This is a genomic window from Salinivibrio sp. ES.052 (assembly GCF_900141775.1).
In the GTDB taxonomy this organism is placed as follows: Bacteria; Pseudomonadota; Gammaproteobacteria; order Enterobacterales; family Vibrionaceae; genus Salinivibrio.
Genome location: NZ_FSRI01000002.1, coordinates 441,329 through 455,000, shown reverse-complemented (window position 1 = coordinate 455,000; position 13,672 = coordinate 441,329). Strand labels below are relative to the sequence as shown.

Sequence of the window (13,672 nt, the reverse complement as noted above, 5' to 3'; positions counted from 1 at the left end):
TCGCCGCCTGTATTTCATCATGTAATAGTGGGAAGTGGGTACAGCCTAGCACTAAGACATCGATATGCGAATCAAACGGTGCGAGTATGGCGCTAAGGTCCTGCTGATTCACCGCTTCCCCACGCAATTTACGCTCTGCCATATGTACTAATGCTGTCGTCCCTACCGAGACAATTCGGCAATCTTTAGCGAAATCTGCGATCAGTTGTGCCGTATAAGGCCGGTTGACGGTGGCTGGGGTCGCTAGCAGACCGATGGCTTTGTGTTGACTCAAAGCCGCTGCGGGTTTGATCGCCGGCACCACGCCGACAACCGGTATCGAGAGTGCGTCACGAAGTGTCGGCAGCACGAGTGTCGAGGCCGTATTACAAGCAATAACGATGATATCGACAGCGTGGCGTTCACACGTTGCTTTGATCAGGGCGAATACGCGATGCACCAGTCGTTGGTCTTCTAATTCGCCATAGGGGAAAGCGGCATTGTCGAACAGGTAAGTATATTGAGCGTCGGGCAAGGTCGCCTTGATCGCTTGGTAGACAGATAAGCCTCCGACACCGGAGTCAAAGATCAGAATATGGGGTTGCGCCATGATCCAGCCACTCAATAAAAAAACGCCCTTATCATAACGATAAAGGCGTGATTAAAGCTAGTTTCGCCGTGAAACAGACACTAGTACTGGTAGTCTAACGTTATAAAGTAGCCGCGCTCAGCTGACGGATAGCCACCCGCGGTTTCGTAGTCTTTATTAAATACATTATCGACTTTACCTTTTACTGTTAGGTTATCGGTCGCCTGATAGGATGCAGTGACCGCCCACAGGCTATAGCTTCCCAACATCTCTCCACCGGAATAATCCAGACGTTCACTTTGATACTGCCACTGAGTACCGAGCTGCAGTCGCTCCCATTGGTAGGATGCATCCCACTTCGCTATCCGCTTAGCGCGACGTGCAAGCTGCTCACCTGTTTGTTCATTTTTAGGATCTTTATATTCTAACGATATGCGGTTATTTAAAGCGTGTACATCAAAGTTGGCAATAAACTCAACGCCTTCGATCTTAGCTTTGCCCACGTTTTGGTTCTGACCGTTGGGGTAACTACCTGCATACTGAATGAGATTATCAATGCGATTGATATAGCCGGTGAGTGACCAATCAACGTCTGCCGTCACGCCACGAAGAGCAAGCTCGGTGTTGGATGATTCCTCCGGCTTGAGCGTTGCATTACCGCCCCATCCGTAAAGCTCAGTCAAACTTGGTGCCTTAAAAGCAGTACCGTAGCTAGCGACCAATTGATACCCTTCCGCTATCGCAAGACCCGCACTCGTCTGCCAAGTCGTATGCTGCCCGTATTGCTCGTTATCATCCGAGCGTGCGCTTGCCTCAATAGATAGTGCTTCTACTGGGCTAAATTGCGTTAAAAGGTAAGTGCCAAGGTTATCGCGCGGATTGATTGCAATATCATCGGGGTTGGTAATCAAGCTTCCTTCATTAAAGGTGTCTTGTCGATAATCTACGCCGCCACCAAGCAGCCAATCATCTGTGGCTTGATACTGGAGTCCCAACGAGGTAGAGACTTGCTCAACATCTGAGGTTTTATTGTTTTTACGGCCACTACCAGGGCTGTAGTCAAAGTTTTCTTGTTGGGAAATTTCTGCGCTGAGTGTTGCACTCCAAGCATCAGAGCGATAGTTCAGCGTGCTGGCCAGTGCTTGGCTTTCTAACCAACCATGTTTTAAGCTACCAAAATTATCGTAATCGTACTCATTCTGGTACCAGCGCCCCGTCACATCGGCCGACCAAGATGTATTCCAGCGATGACTGTAGCCAAGCTGCGCATTGCGGCCGGTAAAACCATGCTGATCTCCCCGATTGCTCGCCGTTGGATGAACATTGTATCCATCATTCGACTCATACCCAGCAATACTAGAGAAGTGACCGTTATCGCCCAATTTTGTTGCCCATGCGCCACTAACAGCATGATGATCCAAACTGCCTACGGTCGCAGAAACATTGGCTCGCTCTTTATTGCTTTTGGTGATGATATTGATCACCCCACCCATCGCGCTCGATCCATAAAGTGTGGCGCGTGCGCCGCGAATAATCTCAATACGCTCGATACTGTTTACTGGGATCTGATTAAAATCCACCGAGCCTTTGATGGATGACGCCATACGCATGCCATCAATCAAGACTAAAGAGTGGTCTGATTCCGTGCCGCGCATAAAAATAGAGGCAATTTGTCCACGGCCTCCGCTTTGCGCAATCTCAATGCTCGGCACCGTACGCAATACATCAACAAGGCTTCGCGCCTGCAAGCGTGCAATGTCTTGACGTGTCAAAATGGTTGCTGATTGCAACACTGAGGCATCGGACTGTTCAAACCGACTAGCAGTCACCACCACCGTTTCAGTGTTTTGCTCGGCCCACGCGGCCGCAGGGAATAGTGACGCCGCCACCAGGCTCGCCACAATCTGTTTGTTCATTGGATCTTCCTTCCTAATCGCGAGAATAGGCAGCACTGTGCTGCGAGTGTGGGCTGTATTCGGACTTAAGAGCATGGCTTTCGCCGCCTACTGCTAACGACTTCCCATCGCATACTCTTCATCAGTATTGGCGACAGTGTCTGACCTTGGGTCGGGTTAGGGTCGTTCTCTAATACCGCTGCGCGTCAGTTGCGGACTCTCACCGCATTCCGGTGACCAACAGGCTTATACTGGCTGATCACGTACCCGCTCACGGATAGTAGCCGTCTAGATGGATATTGTCCATTGATAACCCTATCGAATAAAGGAGAATCGTGAGCAAGGGTGGACATGGCTGGGGATTTGTCTAAAATCTGCGCTCATTTTCCAATCGCTGAGGCAGCCATCATGACCAAGGCTCACACCGCCGTTGACTACGACACACAGCTTGCTGAGAAAGTCCAACGACTCAATACACAACTCGCGCCGTTTCATGCGCCTGAGCTAGAGATCTTTCGCTCACCGGAAACCCACTATCGGATGCGCGCAGAGTTTCGAGTGTGGCATGAAGGCGACGACTTGTATTACATCATGTTTGATCCCGCGACCAAGCAGAAGTATCGCGTCGATGCCTTTCCTGCCGCGAGCCGCTTGATCAATGACCTCATGCCGCTATTGATGGATGCCATCAAGCCCAACGACGCGTTGCGACGTAAACTATTCCAGGTTGATTTTCTCTCCACCATAAGCGGTGAGATCTTGGTATCGTTGCTCTATCACCGTCAGCTAGACGAAGATTGGGACAGTGCCGCGCAAGCGCTTAAACAACGTTTGAACGATGAGGGCTTTAATCTCAACGTGATTGGCCGTGCGCGCAAGCAAAAGAAAGTGCTGGACCGTGACTACGTCTTGGAAAAGCTCAATGCCGATGGTCAGACGCTGATCTACCAGCAAATTGAAAACAGCTTTACCCAACCTAACGGCCCGGTTGCACAAAAAATGTTGGATTGGGCGATTGACTGCACCCGCGATAGTGAAGGCGATTTGCTGGAGCTGTATTGCGGGAACGGCAACTTTTCCCTCGCCTTGGCGAAAAACTTTCGCCGCGTCCTCGCCACCGAGCTTGCCAAACCCTCGGTACAATCGGCGCAGTATAATATTGCAGCCAACCACATCGATAATGTGCAGATTATTCGCATGTCTGCCGAAGAATTCACTCAGGCGATCAATGGCGAGCGCGAGTTCCGCCGCTTAAAAGACCAAGGGGTGACGCTGAGTGACTATCAGTGCAATACCATTTTTGTCGATCCCCCGCGTGCGGGCATGGATGATGACACCTGCAAAATGGTGCAAGGTTACGATCGGATTTTATATATCTCCTGTAACCCAGAGACCTTGGTGGAGAACCTCACGCGTCTAAGCCAAACACACCGCATTAGCCGTTGTGCCCTGTTCGATCAATTCCCGTTCACCCACCATACCGAAGCGGGTGTGTGGTTAGAGCGAAAGTAGTCAAACCCCTCCGACATCAACGTAAAAAGGCGTCTTCTCGACGCCTTTTTGGGTTTCGCTAGCGGCGGTTTTAAAGACGATCACACATCAGAGGCGGTATCGTTTTTCGCTTTACGGCGAAAAAAGCCCAGTTTGTGGCCGACCCAGAACGCCAATGCCATCGCAACCAAGATAGAGAAGAAGTTACCGCCCAGCTCTGGCATTTGCATGCGGATAAACGCTGAGTAGCCGAATGCTCCCACCAAGAAGCAGGCAAACGCAATCAGCGGCGTGCCTTCAGTCAGCGGCTGGCGTTCGTGAAGTTGGTAGCAAGCGTGCACAGACAATGCAAACGCAAGGATGGGAAAGATTGAAAATGCGACGCCACTGACGAACAGTGTCGCGAGAGTTGCACTACCACAAATGCCGGTAACCAGTGCCAGCAGCAAAAATTTACGTTCTGATTTCACTTGCTCGTATTCCATGTCTTCACCTGTTTTATGACAGTTTTTCCTGTAAGGCTCGCCGCTCCCGGTCCTTTCGGTACCAGTAAGCTCCCTTGGCTATCATGCGCAATTGTAGCACCATTCGCTCTGCCAATTCTGCGCGGGCGTGCGAGTCGAGATCAAGCGCTTCCGCCCCCATATTAAAGACCAAAATCACACACGCTTCGGACTGATTGTACGCTTCTTCATAGGTGAGCTGCGTACGAGATTGTAAATACTCGGTCAACTCAGCAACAAAATGCTGGATCTCTCTTGCGACGGCAGCACGGAATGCGGCGGAGGTTCCCGACCGCTCGCGTAATAACAACCGAAACACATTGGGACTACTCTCAATAAACTCCATGAAGGTTTCTACCGAGGTGCGTACCACACTGCCTTCAGCGGCAATGCGCTGTCGGGCTTGGCGCATCAATTGACGCAATAACAAGCCGCCTTCATCCACCATGGTTAAGCCGAGCTCATCCATATCTTTAAAGTGACGATAAAACGAGGTCGGGGCAATACCGGCCTCGCGGGCCACTTCGCGCAAACTCAAGCCTGAGAAGCTGCGCTCGGCACTGAGTTGGCTAAACGCCGCATCAATGACTGAACGACGCGTTTTTTCTTTTTGTTGTGCTCGAATCCCCATCATACTTAATCCATGGTCACCGTCTTGCCACTATACGCAATTTTAGCGGGCAAATCAGCCAACCCCAGAACGCTTAAGACACGCACATGACAGTAGGCTCCACACAGATTTAGCTCACAACGTTAACCTTAGAGATAATAAGCGTTAAACTGATCATAAATGGATGTTGCAATAATGAAAATAAGGTCTAATCCCTATGAGCAAGTCGAGCCCTCGCCCTCAAGATCATTTTGACGCCATTGTCATTGGTAGCGGCCCCGGCGGTGAAGGGGCCGCCATGGGATTGTCAAAATCAGGCAAACGCGTGGCAGTCATTGAGCGTGAAAATACCGTTGGTGGTGGGTGTACCCACTGGGGGACGATTCCCTCCAAAGCCTTACGCCACACTGTCAGCCGGATCATTGAATTTAACCAAAGTCCTATTTATACCCAAAACACCAAAAGCTTACACAGTACCTTTGCGCAAATCCTCAGTCATGCGGAGTCCGTTATCGGCAAACAAACCCGTATGCGCCAAGGTTTTTACGACCGCAATCAATGTACCTTACTGCATGGTAGCGCCGAATTTGTCGACGCTCAGACATTAGCGGTACACCATAGTGATGGCAGCGCGGATATTTATACCGCGGATCATTTTGTGATTGCCACCGGCTCTCGCCCTTACCAGCCAGCCGATGTCGACTTCTGTCACCCACGGATCTATGACAGTGATTCAATTTTGTCGCTGGAGCATGACCCACGCCACGTTATTATTTATGGTGCGGGTGTCATTGGCAGTGAATATGCGTCTATCTTCCGCGGACTTGGCGTCAAAGTGGATTTAATTAATACGCGTGACCGCTTACTCTCCTTTTTGGATAACGAAATCTCTGATGCCTTGTCGTACCATTTTGGTAGCAGCGGCGTGATGATCCGTAACGATGAGACCTATGAGCGTATCGAAGGCACTGACGATGGTGTGGTCGTTCACCTTGAGTCCGGTAAAAAGATGAAAGCCGACTGTCTGCTCTATGCTAATGGTCGCGCGGGCAATACCGACAAACTCAACCTGCAAGCGGTCGGACTAACGCCTAATTCCCGTGGACAACTTGAGGTCAATGCCGAAAGCTATGCAACCGATGTCGGTCACATCTATGCGGTCGGCGATGTGATTGGTTACCCAAGCCTTGCTAGCGCGGCTTATGATCAAGGCCGAGTTGTCGCTGAGGCCATTTGCCAAGGTAACGCCAACGTGCGCTTGATTGAACATATCCCAACGGGAATTTATACCATTCCAGAAATCAGCTCTGTGGGCAAAACCGAACAGGAGCTCACTGCCGAAAAAGTCCCTTATGAAGTGGGGCGTTCCTTGTTCAAGCACCTCGCACGGGCGCAAATTGCCGGGATGGATGTAGGCAGCTTGAAGATCCTTTTCCACCGCGATACCCGTGAGATATTGGGCATTCACTGCTTCGGGGAACGTGCTTCGGAAATCATTCACATTGGTCAAGCCATCTTCGAGCAAAAAGGTGAAGGGAACACGATAGATTATTTTATCAATACTACCTTTAACTATCCCACCATGGCAGAAGCTTATCGGGTCGCGGCTCTCAATGGGCTCAATCGCTTATTCTAAGCGCTCTGAAACGATATCCACACCAAGAAAAACGGCACCGTTATCGGTGCCGTTTTCGGTAGAATCGTCGTGGAGAGACATCATTCAACCACGTAAAATCGATGACCAAGTCAGTGACTCATCCCCAAGGACAATAAAGTTAGGATTTTGCAGTGAGTCGCGCTCGTTATACGACAACGGGCTCAGCGCGGTGCTTAAAATGCGCCCGCCCGCTTCCTCAACAATGCATTGCGTCGCCGCCGTATCCCATTCACCGGTTGGCCCTAAACGCAGATAACAATCTACCGCCCCTTCGGCGACTAAACAGGCTTTCAGTGCTGCCGAGCCGAGTGGTATCAAATCGTAATTAATCTCTGGAGCTAATTTCTCTGTCACCGCATGAATATCTTGTCGACGGCTGATCGCAATCGATAAAGAGGTAATCTCTTCATCACGCTTCATTGTCGATATGCGATGCATTTCGCTGTCCGGCGTCACTTTCCAAGCCCCTTTCCCCTGACAGGCATAATAAGCCACTCCAGAAACAGGGGCATAAACCACACCCATAACCGGATGATTGTTCTCCACCAGTGCGATTATGGTGGCAAAATCACCACTCCCCGCGATGAATTCTTGAGTACCATCCAATGGATCAATCAGCCAGTAACGCTGCCACTGTTGCCGGTCACTTAAGGGCACACCGCAATCTTCTTCCGATAACACCGGAATATCTGGCGTTAATGCAGAGAGTTTCTCGGTGATCAGTTTGTGAGCAGCCAGATCGGCGCTGGTCACCGGGGTTTGATCGCTTTTAGTGATCTCTTCAAAATCACCGTCATGGTAAATATCGAGAATGACCTGGCCCGCCGCGCGGGTTATATCAATCACATCGGGCAACAACTCAGGCAATGCCATGCCTCACCTCTCAGATTGCAAATACTTCAGCGCCATGATGAGTGCGGTAATACTGCGCGCTTCACAGAAATCACCGTGGGTTAGTAACTCTTCCGCTTGTGCTAACGGCCAGCGAATGATCTCAAGCGGTTCGGGTTCATCTCCCTCCAAGCTTTCTGGATACAAATCACGTGCCAACATTAAGGTCATACGGCTCGAAAAATAGGAGGGTGCCAACACAACGTCTTTCATCGGGATCACCTCGTGTGCCCCTTGGCCGATTTCTTCTTTCAGCTCGCGTACTGCGGCTTGATTGGCCGTTTCGCCCGGATCAATGAGCCCTTTCGGAAAACCGAGTTCATAGCGCTCTGTTCCGGCGGCGTATTCACGTACCAATAAAATATCACCGGCGTCAGTAATAGGCACCATCATCACCGCATTGCGGCCTGACGGCTTCATCCGCTCATAGGTGCGCTCGACACCATTACTAAAGGTTAGCTCTAGTGACTCCACCTTAAACAAGCGAGAGGAGGCGACGACCTGTTTAGACAGGATCTGAGGAAGTTTACGCTGCGTCATATTAAGATTTGCCACCCTTTACTGATAACCCTATCAGGCCTTGTTAGCCGCGAAAAGAAAAGCGATAGCGTCCTTGATTATCCGGAGACCCTAACCAAGCTAATGGTGCTTTCATCGGCGTGGGGTAGGCGACTCCGGGCTTAAGCCATCCCGACACAGAGTATCGCCCGGACGGCGTGATTGACAATGAAAACTTATGACTCAAGGATGCAGATTGGCCCTGCCCTTGCGCTACGATACCTTGGTGTTCGCATGCCAAAGCGGCTTGCGCTGGAATATCGTTTAAGCGTCCCACCGGTAGGCTTAATGCGGCTTGTTGCCACTGAAGTTGCCCTTCGAGCTGCTGGCACCCCGATTCAGCGAATACGGCATCACGCAGTATCAGATCGAGTGTTCCCTCGATGGCAACATTAGGCGGCATCGCCACCGAGCCTGTCAGTATCCGTGCGGGCGCTGAGATCAATGTTTGTGACAGCGTCAGCTCAGAGCCATTAAACCCTAAAATCCCTTTACCTCTCAGTCCATCAGGGCTACGCACATCTATCGCAGCCTCAAAGGTTGCACCGGTAAGTAAACGGTGCCACTGAACATCCCATTCCAACGGGCCAAGCGTATAGTTCTGCCAACGCACTTGCGCTACTTCGCCTTGCCAAACGGTGCCGTCGACATTGCCTATTGTCAGATCAGCAGGCAGAGGGGCCACACGCAGTAAGGAGGCGGGAGCATGCACAATCACACTCACCATAAAAACCAATATGCATCCCGCCCCGAATAAAACTTTCTTCCACATTTTTATCGCTCCAGCTGCAGTCGGTTTACCTGAACCACTCCAGCCGTGTCCGTTGCTTCCGTGCTCAAACGTACCACTTCAACACCATGCAGGCGTGCCAATTGATCTAACCAGCGTATCAGCTGGTTAAACGGTAAGGGTTCAACACCCAGTTGGACACTATTCTCCCCCGGCTGTAGCCGAGTGATGGTCACGTTAAACTCACCTGCGCTGGCAGCAATGACTTGATTTAAAGGTTGATTGAGGCTTGAAGGAGCTTGATGACTGCCCCCTGATTGGGCACGCAGTTGCATGATCTGAGTGCGCTTTTCTTGTACGTCACGTAACAGCTGCAGCTCACTGGCTCGTGCTGTATTTGCCTGCTTTGCCTGTGCATGAATCGGCGCGACGATCCCCCAGTACAAAAGGCTTATCACTAGGACGACTCCGGCGACGATCAACAGTCGCTGCTCTCGCAAACTGATCGCCTGCCAATGAGCTTGAATGCGTGTCATCATGATTGCTTCCTCAACGTAAACTCACCACTGACCGTCTCACCACTACGATTAAGCTGTCCTAAATCAGTGGTATAATGCTCGCTCAGGATCCCCCGTAAGCGTTCAAACTGAGTAAAATCAAGGCCTTGTGCTCGTAATATTAAGGCATCGCGACTGGCTTGATAACGCAGTGCCTGTACCTTGATACCGGGGACATCTTCAAGCATCGGTGCGAGTTGCGCGAGCCAAGGTAATAACGCGGCATCATGCTGCTGTCCCTCTAACCGGCTGATTTCGGCATCCATTTGCCGCACCATGTAGGAGCGAGTAGGGATACGTTGGTATTGCGGCAGCGTTTGGCGGAACAAGGCTTCACTTTGCGAGCGTAACGCCTGCGCCTGCTGCTGAGTGTCGCGAATCGTCAGCCATTGCTCCGCTCCCAATAATACCCCGATAGCCAGCAGTAAGCAGGCCGTAGGGATAAGCGGTTTTAGCGTCTGTTTCGCTTGGCTCTGTGGCCGGTAACGGCCCGTTAGAATGTTGGCGGATACCGATGCACTTTGTTGGGCTAACACACTGATGGTTTCTTCATCAGTATGCCATTGCATGGGCAGTGACCAGGCTTGTAAGGGAGAGGCAACGTGTTGGTCTTGAGGGCCATAGCCATGTACCGTGAGTCCGCTCGTCTCACCGGACGTCGTTGGATCATCCGCGTCGGTTTTTTCATGATGCTGACGCCACCAAGCTTGCGCCCAAAAGGCAAGCCACGCGCGTCGACCCACCACACCTTGGTGCGCGTGGTACCGGCACAGCCATTGCTCACCTAATGGTGCTAACGTCAATCCTTGGGATTGCCAAGGCAAGCAAAGTACATCGGGGATCCACTGACGTACATTGATCCCCGCCTCATCCAGTGCGCGCTGCCATGCTTGTATCTGCTGATGTGCGACCACTGCGACCTGCGCAGTGTTGGCCTGCGTATCAAGAATGCTGACATGCACTGCCTCAACATCTTCAGCCAAGGTTTCTTCTAGTAGATACGGCACTACCTTGTCACGCTGCCGCCGCGACCCTGGCGGTAACGTGACAGTGGTGAGTGTCAGCCAGGCGCTATCCACCAGCAGCACCACACGTCTTGTCTGTGCTTGCTCTGTTAATGCAGACAACTGTTGACAAGTTCCGGTGGTGATAACGTGATTATCACTGGCACGGACCTGGGCCCAATAAATGGGTTGGCTGGCATCACTGATCCTGATTATCAGTCGCTCGCTCACGCATTCCTCCGAACCGACGGCGCAAAACCGATACTTGGCCACCGTCTTGATAGTGCAATAATGCCTGGATGTGACGCTGGGCTGAGGCCACATGCACATCGGCTTGTAGTAAAAAATAGTGACTTGTCACACTTAAATGTGGCGCCACTTGCTTGCGATCCGCGTCATCGAAGTCAGTGAGATTTAAGGTTGCCATAAACGCTTCAACGCTTTCCCAGCCAGACTCGGGACGCTGGGCCAGTACCTGCTTGGCCTGTTCAACGGGCAAGGCTGGTGTAAACAATGCCGACAACAAGGCGGCCTGTTTGTCCGTTAGGGTATTCACGTTCACCTTTAGCTCAGCACTGGGGATCGCACATAACTGAGGCGATAACTGCCGAAACACTGTACCGTTGACACCGCGTACCGCACGCCATTCACTCACATCGGCAATCACCGCATCGGGTGTCACATAGGCGGGACGGACACTCTCGTAATGCGCATCTTCCGCGCCCAACGATTGATCAAGCTGATTGTTCTCATCGATATAGTCGCGACTCGCTTGGGCAATCACATCCGCTTGATAACTATCCTCGACGTGGTTTCCAATCAAGGCGCGGAGTACGCTGACTTCATAAGGCACTGGTCCGCCGACCGTCGACCCGCGCAACTGTAAGCTATTGAGATTAAAGCAGGCTTGCGCATCTTGTAAGTGCCCACTAACCTCCCCGCCTTTAAGCGGAAATGTGCGAGAGGCTTCCGCCCAGTTTTGGCTTAAATTTACCGTTTCACTGCCTGACAAACTATCACGTAATACCGCTGCCGCGAGCGCTTCAACCGCCTGGCTATACCAATACGCTTGCTGAAAATGAAGCTGGTTTTCTGCCCGGTGGTAGTTAGTAAACAACCGCGACGCCATACTGCCGGCGATGGCTGTCATCAGCGCCATGATCATCATCACGACCAGAAGCGCCGCTCCGCGCTGTCGGATCATTGCGCCTCCCGCTGCAGCGGCGCGGGTAAGGTTTGTCCCGCGAGTAAATAAGTCCGCACTAACTGGCCATAACGCGGGTGAGTGAAGCGTATCTGCATCGCTTTAGGCAGCGCATGTGCCGTATCGTAGCTATTTTGCCACCCCTCTTTTGTATAAAAACGAAATGTCAGCTCATCGATATCACTGAGTAAGGTGGCCACCGCCGGTTCATCGCCTGCCGCCTGATCTGGGTAGCGCCAGCGTAGGCGTTCGAGATTGCCATCTCGTTGTCGGTATCCCACCGCCACAACTTCCCCTCGCGGAAAGCGCGCTTGTGGGTTAATCCAGCCTGTACGGGTAAAACGCACACCCATGCTTTCACTTTGCAACACGTCACGCCCGGCAAGCAGCAGTTGCTCGGTCGGTGCTTGACCATTGATACGTTGGCGACGCGCGGCCATTTGTCGAAAGTCACTATCCATGATCACCAACGCCCGCTGCAGTTGCTGTAAGGTCTCGCCCACTTCGCGGGATTGCATGTCACTGCGCTGTACCGTTTGTAGTACCTGGTAAGCGGTAAGGCTGATGCTGGCAAAAACCACCAGTGCCAGTAACACTTCGAGTAAGGTAAAGCCTTTAGCGCGTCGCAACATAGGTCCTCACCGTTACGAGCGGGCTATCAACTTGCTCCAGCACTGAGACGGAGAGGTCAACGGCACGAAGCTGACCGGTATCGGTTGCCACTGGCGTGAGTTGCCACTGCCACTGTTGGCCGGCCATCTCTGTGGTCCCTTGCGTGGCTTTTTCCGGTACCTTGGCACCGAGTACCACCTCGGCGAGTTGGTTATCCGCGACCATGGCCGCTAAGGTTTTTTGCTCCAGACGTCCCAATGAGCGCGTATGCTGCCCAGTGGCTTTCATCACACTGAGCGCTGCGATAGCAAAAATCGCCACCGCCACCAACACCTCAAGCAACGTCATCCCTTGCTGCTCTATCGGTCTTCCGCAACTCATGAACGATCTCCTGCGCGTTGCCAAGTAAATTGCGCCAATTCGTTGGCCTTGAGTTGCCACACGGCACTGCCCTCTGTTTCTATCAGCAACGTAAAAGGGGTCAGTTCACCGTTGGGTAAAAGCCAGATTTGCGGGGGCGCAACCGACGGCTCATTGTTTTCGTCAAACAAATCCTCAAACAGTGGCTTATCTTCAAACAGCCTATCTTGTTGCTGCCAACCAAACCCATCCATGGTCAGAGAGAAACGGCTTTGTTCCGGTAAGGCACCTGTCGTGGCCCAACGCTCGCTGCTTACAGGCTGCCACTTTTCCTCGCCCAGCGTTAAAAGCTGGTAGTCATGCTCGTTAATGCGTACCCCATACGTTCGCCCTTCTAGCCAACTTTGCTCAGCCCACAGCTTCATTCGCTGGTACAGGGCTTGGCCTGCTTCTTGAGTACGCGTATCAACAGGTTCAGGCCATACCATCACCACACCGGATGCGCTAACGGCCACGATGACCACGACCAACAGTATTTCTAAGAGGGTGAAGCCTGCCGCTCGACGCATCTTATTGCAGCTCGGTCAGGTTCCAGTTGCCAATGTCTTGGTTGACACCGTCTCCGCCTTCTTGGCCATCCGCCCCTAGCGAGAAAATGTCCACTACACCGTGCTCACCGGGGCTCACATAGCGGTAGTCGTTATTCCATGGATCTTGGGGCAGGCGCTTGATATAGCCTTGATCCGGATAGCTGCGCGGCACCGGATCACTTTGCGGTTTGGTCACTAGCGCCTCAAGGCCCTGATCGGTGGTCGGATACTGATTATTGTCTAACTTGTACATGTCGAGGGCGTTTTCAAGCGCGCTCACGTCAGCAACCGCCTTCTTTACGGCCGCTTTATCTTTATTACCCAATAAGTTGGGGGCAACAAAACTTGCCAATAGGCCGATAATGACCACCACAACCATGACTTCAAGAAGGGTAAAACCTTGTTGACGACGCATTTTGTTCTCCTTGTTTAACAACATAAA

At 51.9% G+C, this 13,672-nt stretch carries 16 protein-coding genes and 1 riboswitch (1 of these 17 only partly in view); of the genes, 2 read left to right on the top strand and 14 right to left on the bottom strand.

What is annotated here, in order from left to right; genetic code table 11:
* Together murI and BUQ98_RS11750 are read right to left on the bottom strand one after the other, a co-directional pair.
* Positions 1–589 carry the 5' portion of a glutamate racemase gene (gene murI, locus BUQ98_RS11755; RefSeq protein ID WP_074213993.1) on the bottom strand. 233 nt of this gene lie to the left of the window's left edge, so only the first 589 of its 822 coding nucleotides appear in the window; its start codon is at positions 587–589; the stop codon falls past the left edge of the window.
* An 80-nt stretch (positions 590–669) separates the two neighbouring features.
* Positions 670–2,484 (bottom strand): TonB-dependent receptor domain-containing protein, encoded by a 1,815-nt coding sequence (locus BUQ98_RS11750; RefSeq protein WP_074213992.1) that lies wholly within the window; start codon positions 2,482–2,484, stop codon positions 670–672.
* Positions 2,485–2,517: 33 nt separating this feature from the next.
* Positions 2,518–2,749, bottom strand: a riboswitch (cobalamin riboswitch).
* 122 nt (positions 2,750–2,871) lie between these two features.
* On the opposite strand from BUQ98_RS11750, the gene trmA reads away from it, so the two are divergent.
* Positions 2,872–3,975, top strand: coding sequence for a tRNA (uridine(54)-C5)-methyltransferase TrmA (gene trmA, locus BUQ98_RS11745; protein ID WP_074214227.1), 1,104 nt, complete (start codon positions 2,872–2,874; stop codon positions 3,973–3,975).
* Between the two features lie 80 nt (positions 3,976–4,055).
* On the opposite strand, the gene BUQ98_RS11740 is transcribed toward trmA, so the two are convergent.
* Both BUQ98_RS11740 and fabR read right to left on the bottom strand, forming a co-directional pair.
* Complete coding sequence (locus BUQ98_RS11740; RefSeq protein WP_074213991.1) at positions 4,056–4,439, bottom strand: YijD family membrane protein; 384 nt, start codon at positions 4,437–4,439, stop codon at positions 4,056–4,058.
* A 13-nt stretch (positions 4,440–4,452) separates the two neighbouring features.
* Positions 4,453–5,088, bottom strand: a complete 636-nt coding sequence (fabR, locus tag BUQ98_RS11735) for an HTH-type transcriptional repressor FabR (RefSeq protein WP_074214226.1) — start codon at positions 5,086–5,088, stop codon at positions 4,453–4,455.
* A 196-nt stretch (positions 5,089–5,284) separates the two neighbouring features.
* On the opposite strand from fabR, the gene sthA reads away from it, so the two are divergent.
* On the top strand, positions 5,285–6,703 hold the full coding sequence (gene sthA / locus BUQ98_RS11730) for a Si-specific NAD(P)(+) transhydrogenase (RefSeq protein ID WP_074213990.1): 1,419 nt from the start codon (positions 5,285–5,287) through the stop codon (positions 6,701–6,703).
* 84 nt (positions 6,704–6,787) lie between these two features.
* On the opposite strand, the gene cysQ is transcribed toward sthA, so the two are convergent.
* From cysQ to gspG, 10 genes are read right to left on the bottom strand one after another with little or no spacing between them, the layout of a single operon-like run.
* Complete coding sequence (cysQ, locus tag BUQ98_RS11725; protein ID WP_074213989.1) at positions 6,788–7,597, bottom strand: 3'(2'),5'-bisphosphate nucleotidase CysQ; 810 nt, start codon at positions 7,595–7,597, stop codon at positions 6,788–6,790.
* A gap of 3 nt (positions 7,598–7,600) precedes the next feature.
* A complete protein-coding gene (gene nudE / locus BUQ98_RS11720) occupies positions 7,601–8,155 on the bottom strand; it encodes an ADP compounds hydrolase NudE (protein WP_074213988.1) in 555 nt (184 codons plus the stop codon).
* Between the two features lie 43 nt (positions 8,156–8,198).
* Complete coding sequence (locus BUQ98_RS11715; protein ID WP_074213987.1) at positions 8,199–8,945, bottom strand: type II secretion system protein N; 747 nt, start codon at positions 8,943–8,945, stop codon at positions 8,199–8,201.
* A gap of 2 nt (positions 8,946–8,947) precedes the next feature.
* Complete coding sequence (gspM, locus tag BUQ98_RS11710; RefSeq protein WP_074213986.1) at positions 8,948–9,442, bottom strand: type II secretion system protein GspM; 495 nt, start codon at positions 9,440–9,442, stop codon at positions 8,948–8,950.
* Positions 9,439–10,695: a type II secretion system protein GspL gene (gene gspL / locus BUQ98_RS11705; RefSeq protein WP_175566318.1), complete on the bottom strand. Its 1,257-nt coding sequence runs from the start codon at positions 10,693–10,695 to the stop codon at positions 9,439–9,441. The genes gspM and gspL overlap by 4 nt, the downstream gene beginning before the upstream one ends.
* Positions 10,664–11,668 (bottom strand): type II secretion system minor pseudopilin GspK, encoded by a 1,005-nt coding sequence (gene gspK, locus BUQ98_RS11700; RefSeq protein ID WP_074213985.1) that lies wholly within the window; start codon positions 11,666–11,668, stop codon positions 10,664–10,666. Before gspK ends, gspL begins: the two co-directional genes overlap by 32 nt.
* Positions 11,665–12,300, bottom strand: coding sequence for a type II secretion system minor pseudopilin GspJ (gene gspJ, locus BUQ98_RS11695; protein WP_074213984.1), 636 nt, complete (start codon positions 12,298–12,300; stop codon positions 11,665–11,667). The genes gspK and gspJ overlap by 4 nt, the downstream gene beginning before the upstream one ends.
* On the bottom strand, positions 12,284–12,661 hold the full coding sequence (gene gspI, locus BUQ98_RS11690; protein WP_074213983.1) for a type II secretion system minor pseudopilin GspI: 378 nt from the start codon (positions 12,659–12,661) through the stop codon (positions 12,284–12,286). Before gspI ends, gspJ begins: the two co-directional genes overlap by 17 nt.
* Positions 12,658–13,209, bottom strand: a complete 552-nt coding sequence (gene gspH / locus BUQ98_RS11685; protein ID WP_074213982.1) for a type II secretion system minor pseudopilin GspH — start codon at positions 13,207–13,209, stop codon at positions 12,658–12,660. Before gspH ends, gspI begins: the two co-directional genes overlap by 4 nt.
* A 1-nt stretch (position 13,210) precedes the next feature.
* Positions 13,211–13,669, bottom strand: coding sequence for a type II secretion system major pseudopilin GspG (gene gspG, locus BUQ98_RS11680; protein WP_074213981.1), 459 nt, complete (start codon positions 13,667–13,669; stop codon positions 13,211–13,213).
* Between the last annotated feature and the right edge of the window lie 3 nt (positions 13,670–13,672).

What these genes read in the sequence shown, in the direction of transcription:
- BUQ98_RS11750 (WP_074213992.1), bottom strand. Translation starts at nt 2,484, where the DNA reads ATGAACAAACAGATTGTGGCGAGCCTGGTGGCGGCGTCACTATTCCCT.
- trmA (WP_074214227.1), top strand. Translation starts at nt 2,872, where the DNA reads ATGACCAAGGCTCACACCGCCGTTGACTACGACACACAGCTTGCTGAG.
- BUQ98_RS11740 (WP_074213991.1), bottom strand. Translation starts at nt 4,439, where the DNA reads ATGGAATACGAGCAAGTGAAATCAGAACGTAAATTTTTGCTGCTGGCA.
- fabR (WP_074214226.1), bottom strand. Translation starts at nt 5,088, where the DNA reads ATGGGGATTCGAGCACAACAAAAAGAAAAAACGCGTCGTTCAGTCATT.
- sthA (WP_074213990.1), top strand. Translation starts at nt 5,285, where the DNA reads ATGAGCAAGTCGAGCCCTCGCCCTCAAGATCATTTTGACGCCATTGTC.
- cysQ (WP_074213989.1), bottom strand. Translation starts at nt 7,597, where the DNA reads ATGGCATTGCCTGAGTTGTTGCCCGATGTGATTGATATAACCCGCGCG.
- nudE (WP_074213988.1), bottom strand. Translation starts at nt 8,155, where the DNA reads ATGACGCAGCGTAAACTTCCTCAGATCCTGTCTAAACAGGTCGTCGCC.
- BUQ98_RS11715 (WP_074213987.1), bottom strand. Translation starts at nt 8,945, where the DNA reads ATGTGGAAGAAAGTTTTATTCGGGGCGGGATGCATATTGGTTTTTATG.
- gspM (WP_074213986.1), bottom strand. Translation starts at nt 9,442, where the DNA reads ATGATGACACGCATTCAAGCTCATTGGCAGGCGATCAGTTTGCGAGAG.
- gspK (WP_074213985.1), bottom strand. Translation starts at nt 11,668, where the DNA reads ATGATCCGACAGCGCGGAGCGGCGCTTCTGGTCGTGATGATGATCATG.
- gspJ (WP_074213984.1), bottom strand. Translation starts at nt 12,300, where the DNA reads ATGTTGCGACGCGCTAAAGGCTTTACCTTACTCGAAGTGTTACTGGCA.
- gspI (WP_074213983.1), bottom strand. Translation starts at nt 12,661, where the DNA reads ATGAGTTGCGGAAGACCGATAGAGCAGCAAGGGATGACGTTGCTTGAG.
- gspH (WP_074213982.1), bottom strand. Translation starts at nt 13,209, where the DNA reads ATGCGTCGAGCGGCAGGCTTCACCCTCTTAGAAATACTGTTGGTCGTG.
- gspG (WP_074213981.1), bottom strand. Translation starts at nt 13,669, where the DNA reads ATGTTGTTAAACAAGGAGAACAAAATGCGTCGTCAACAAGGTTTTACC.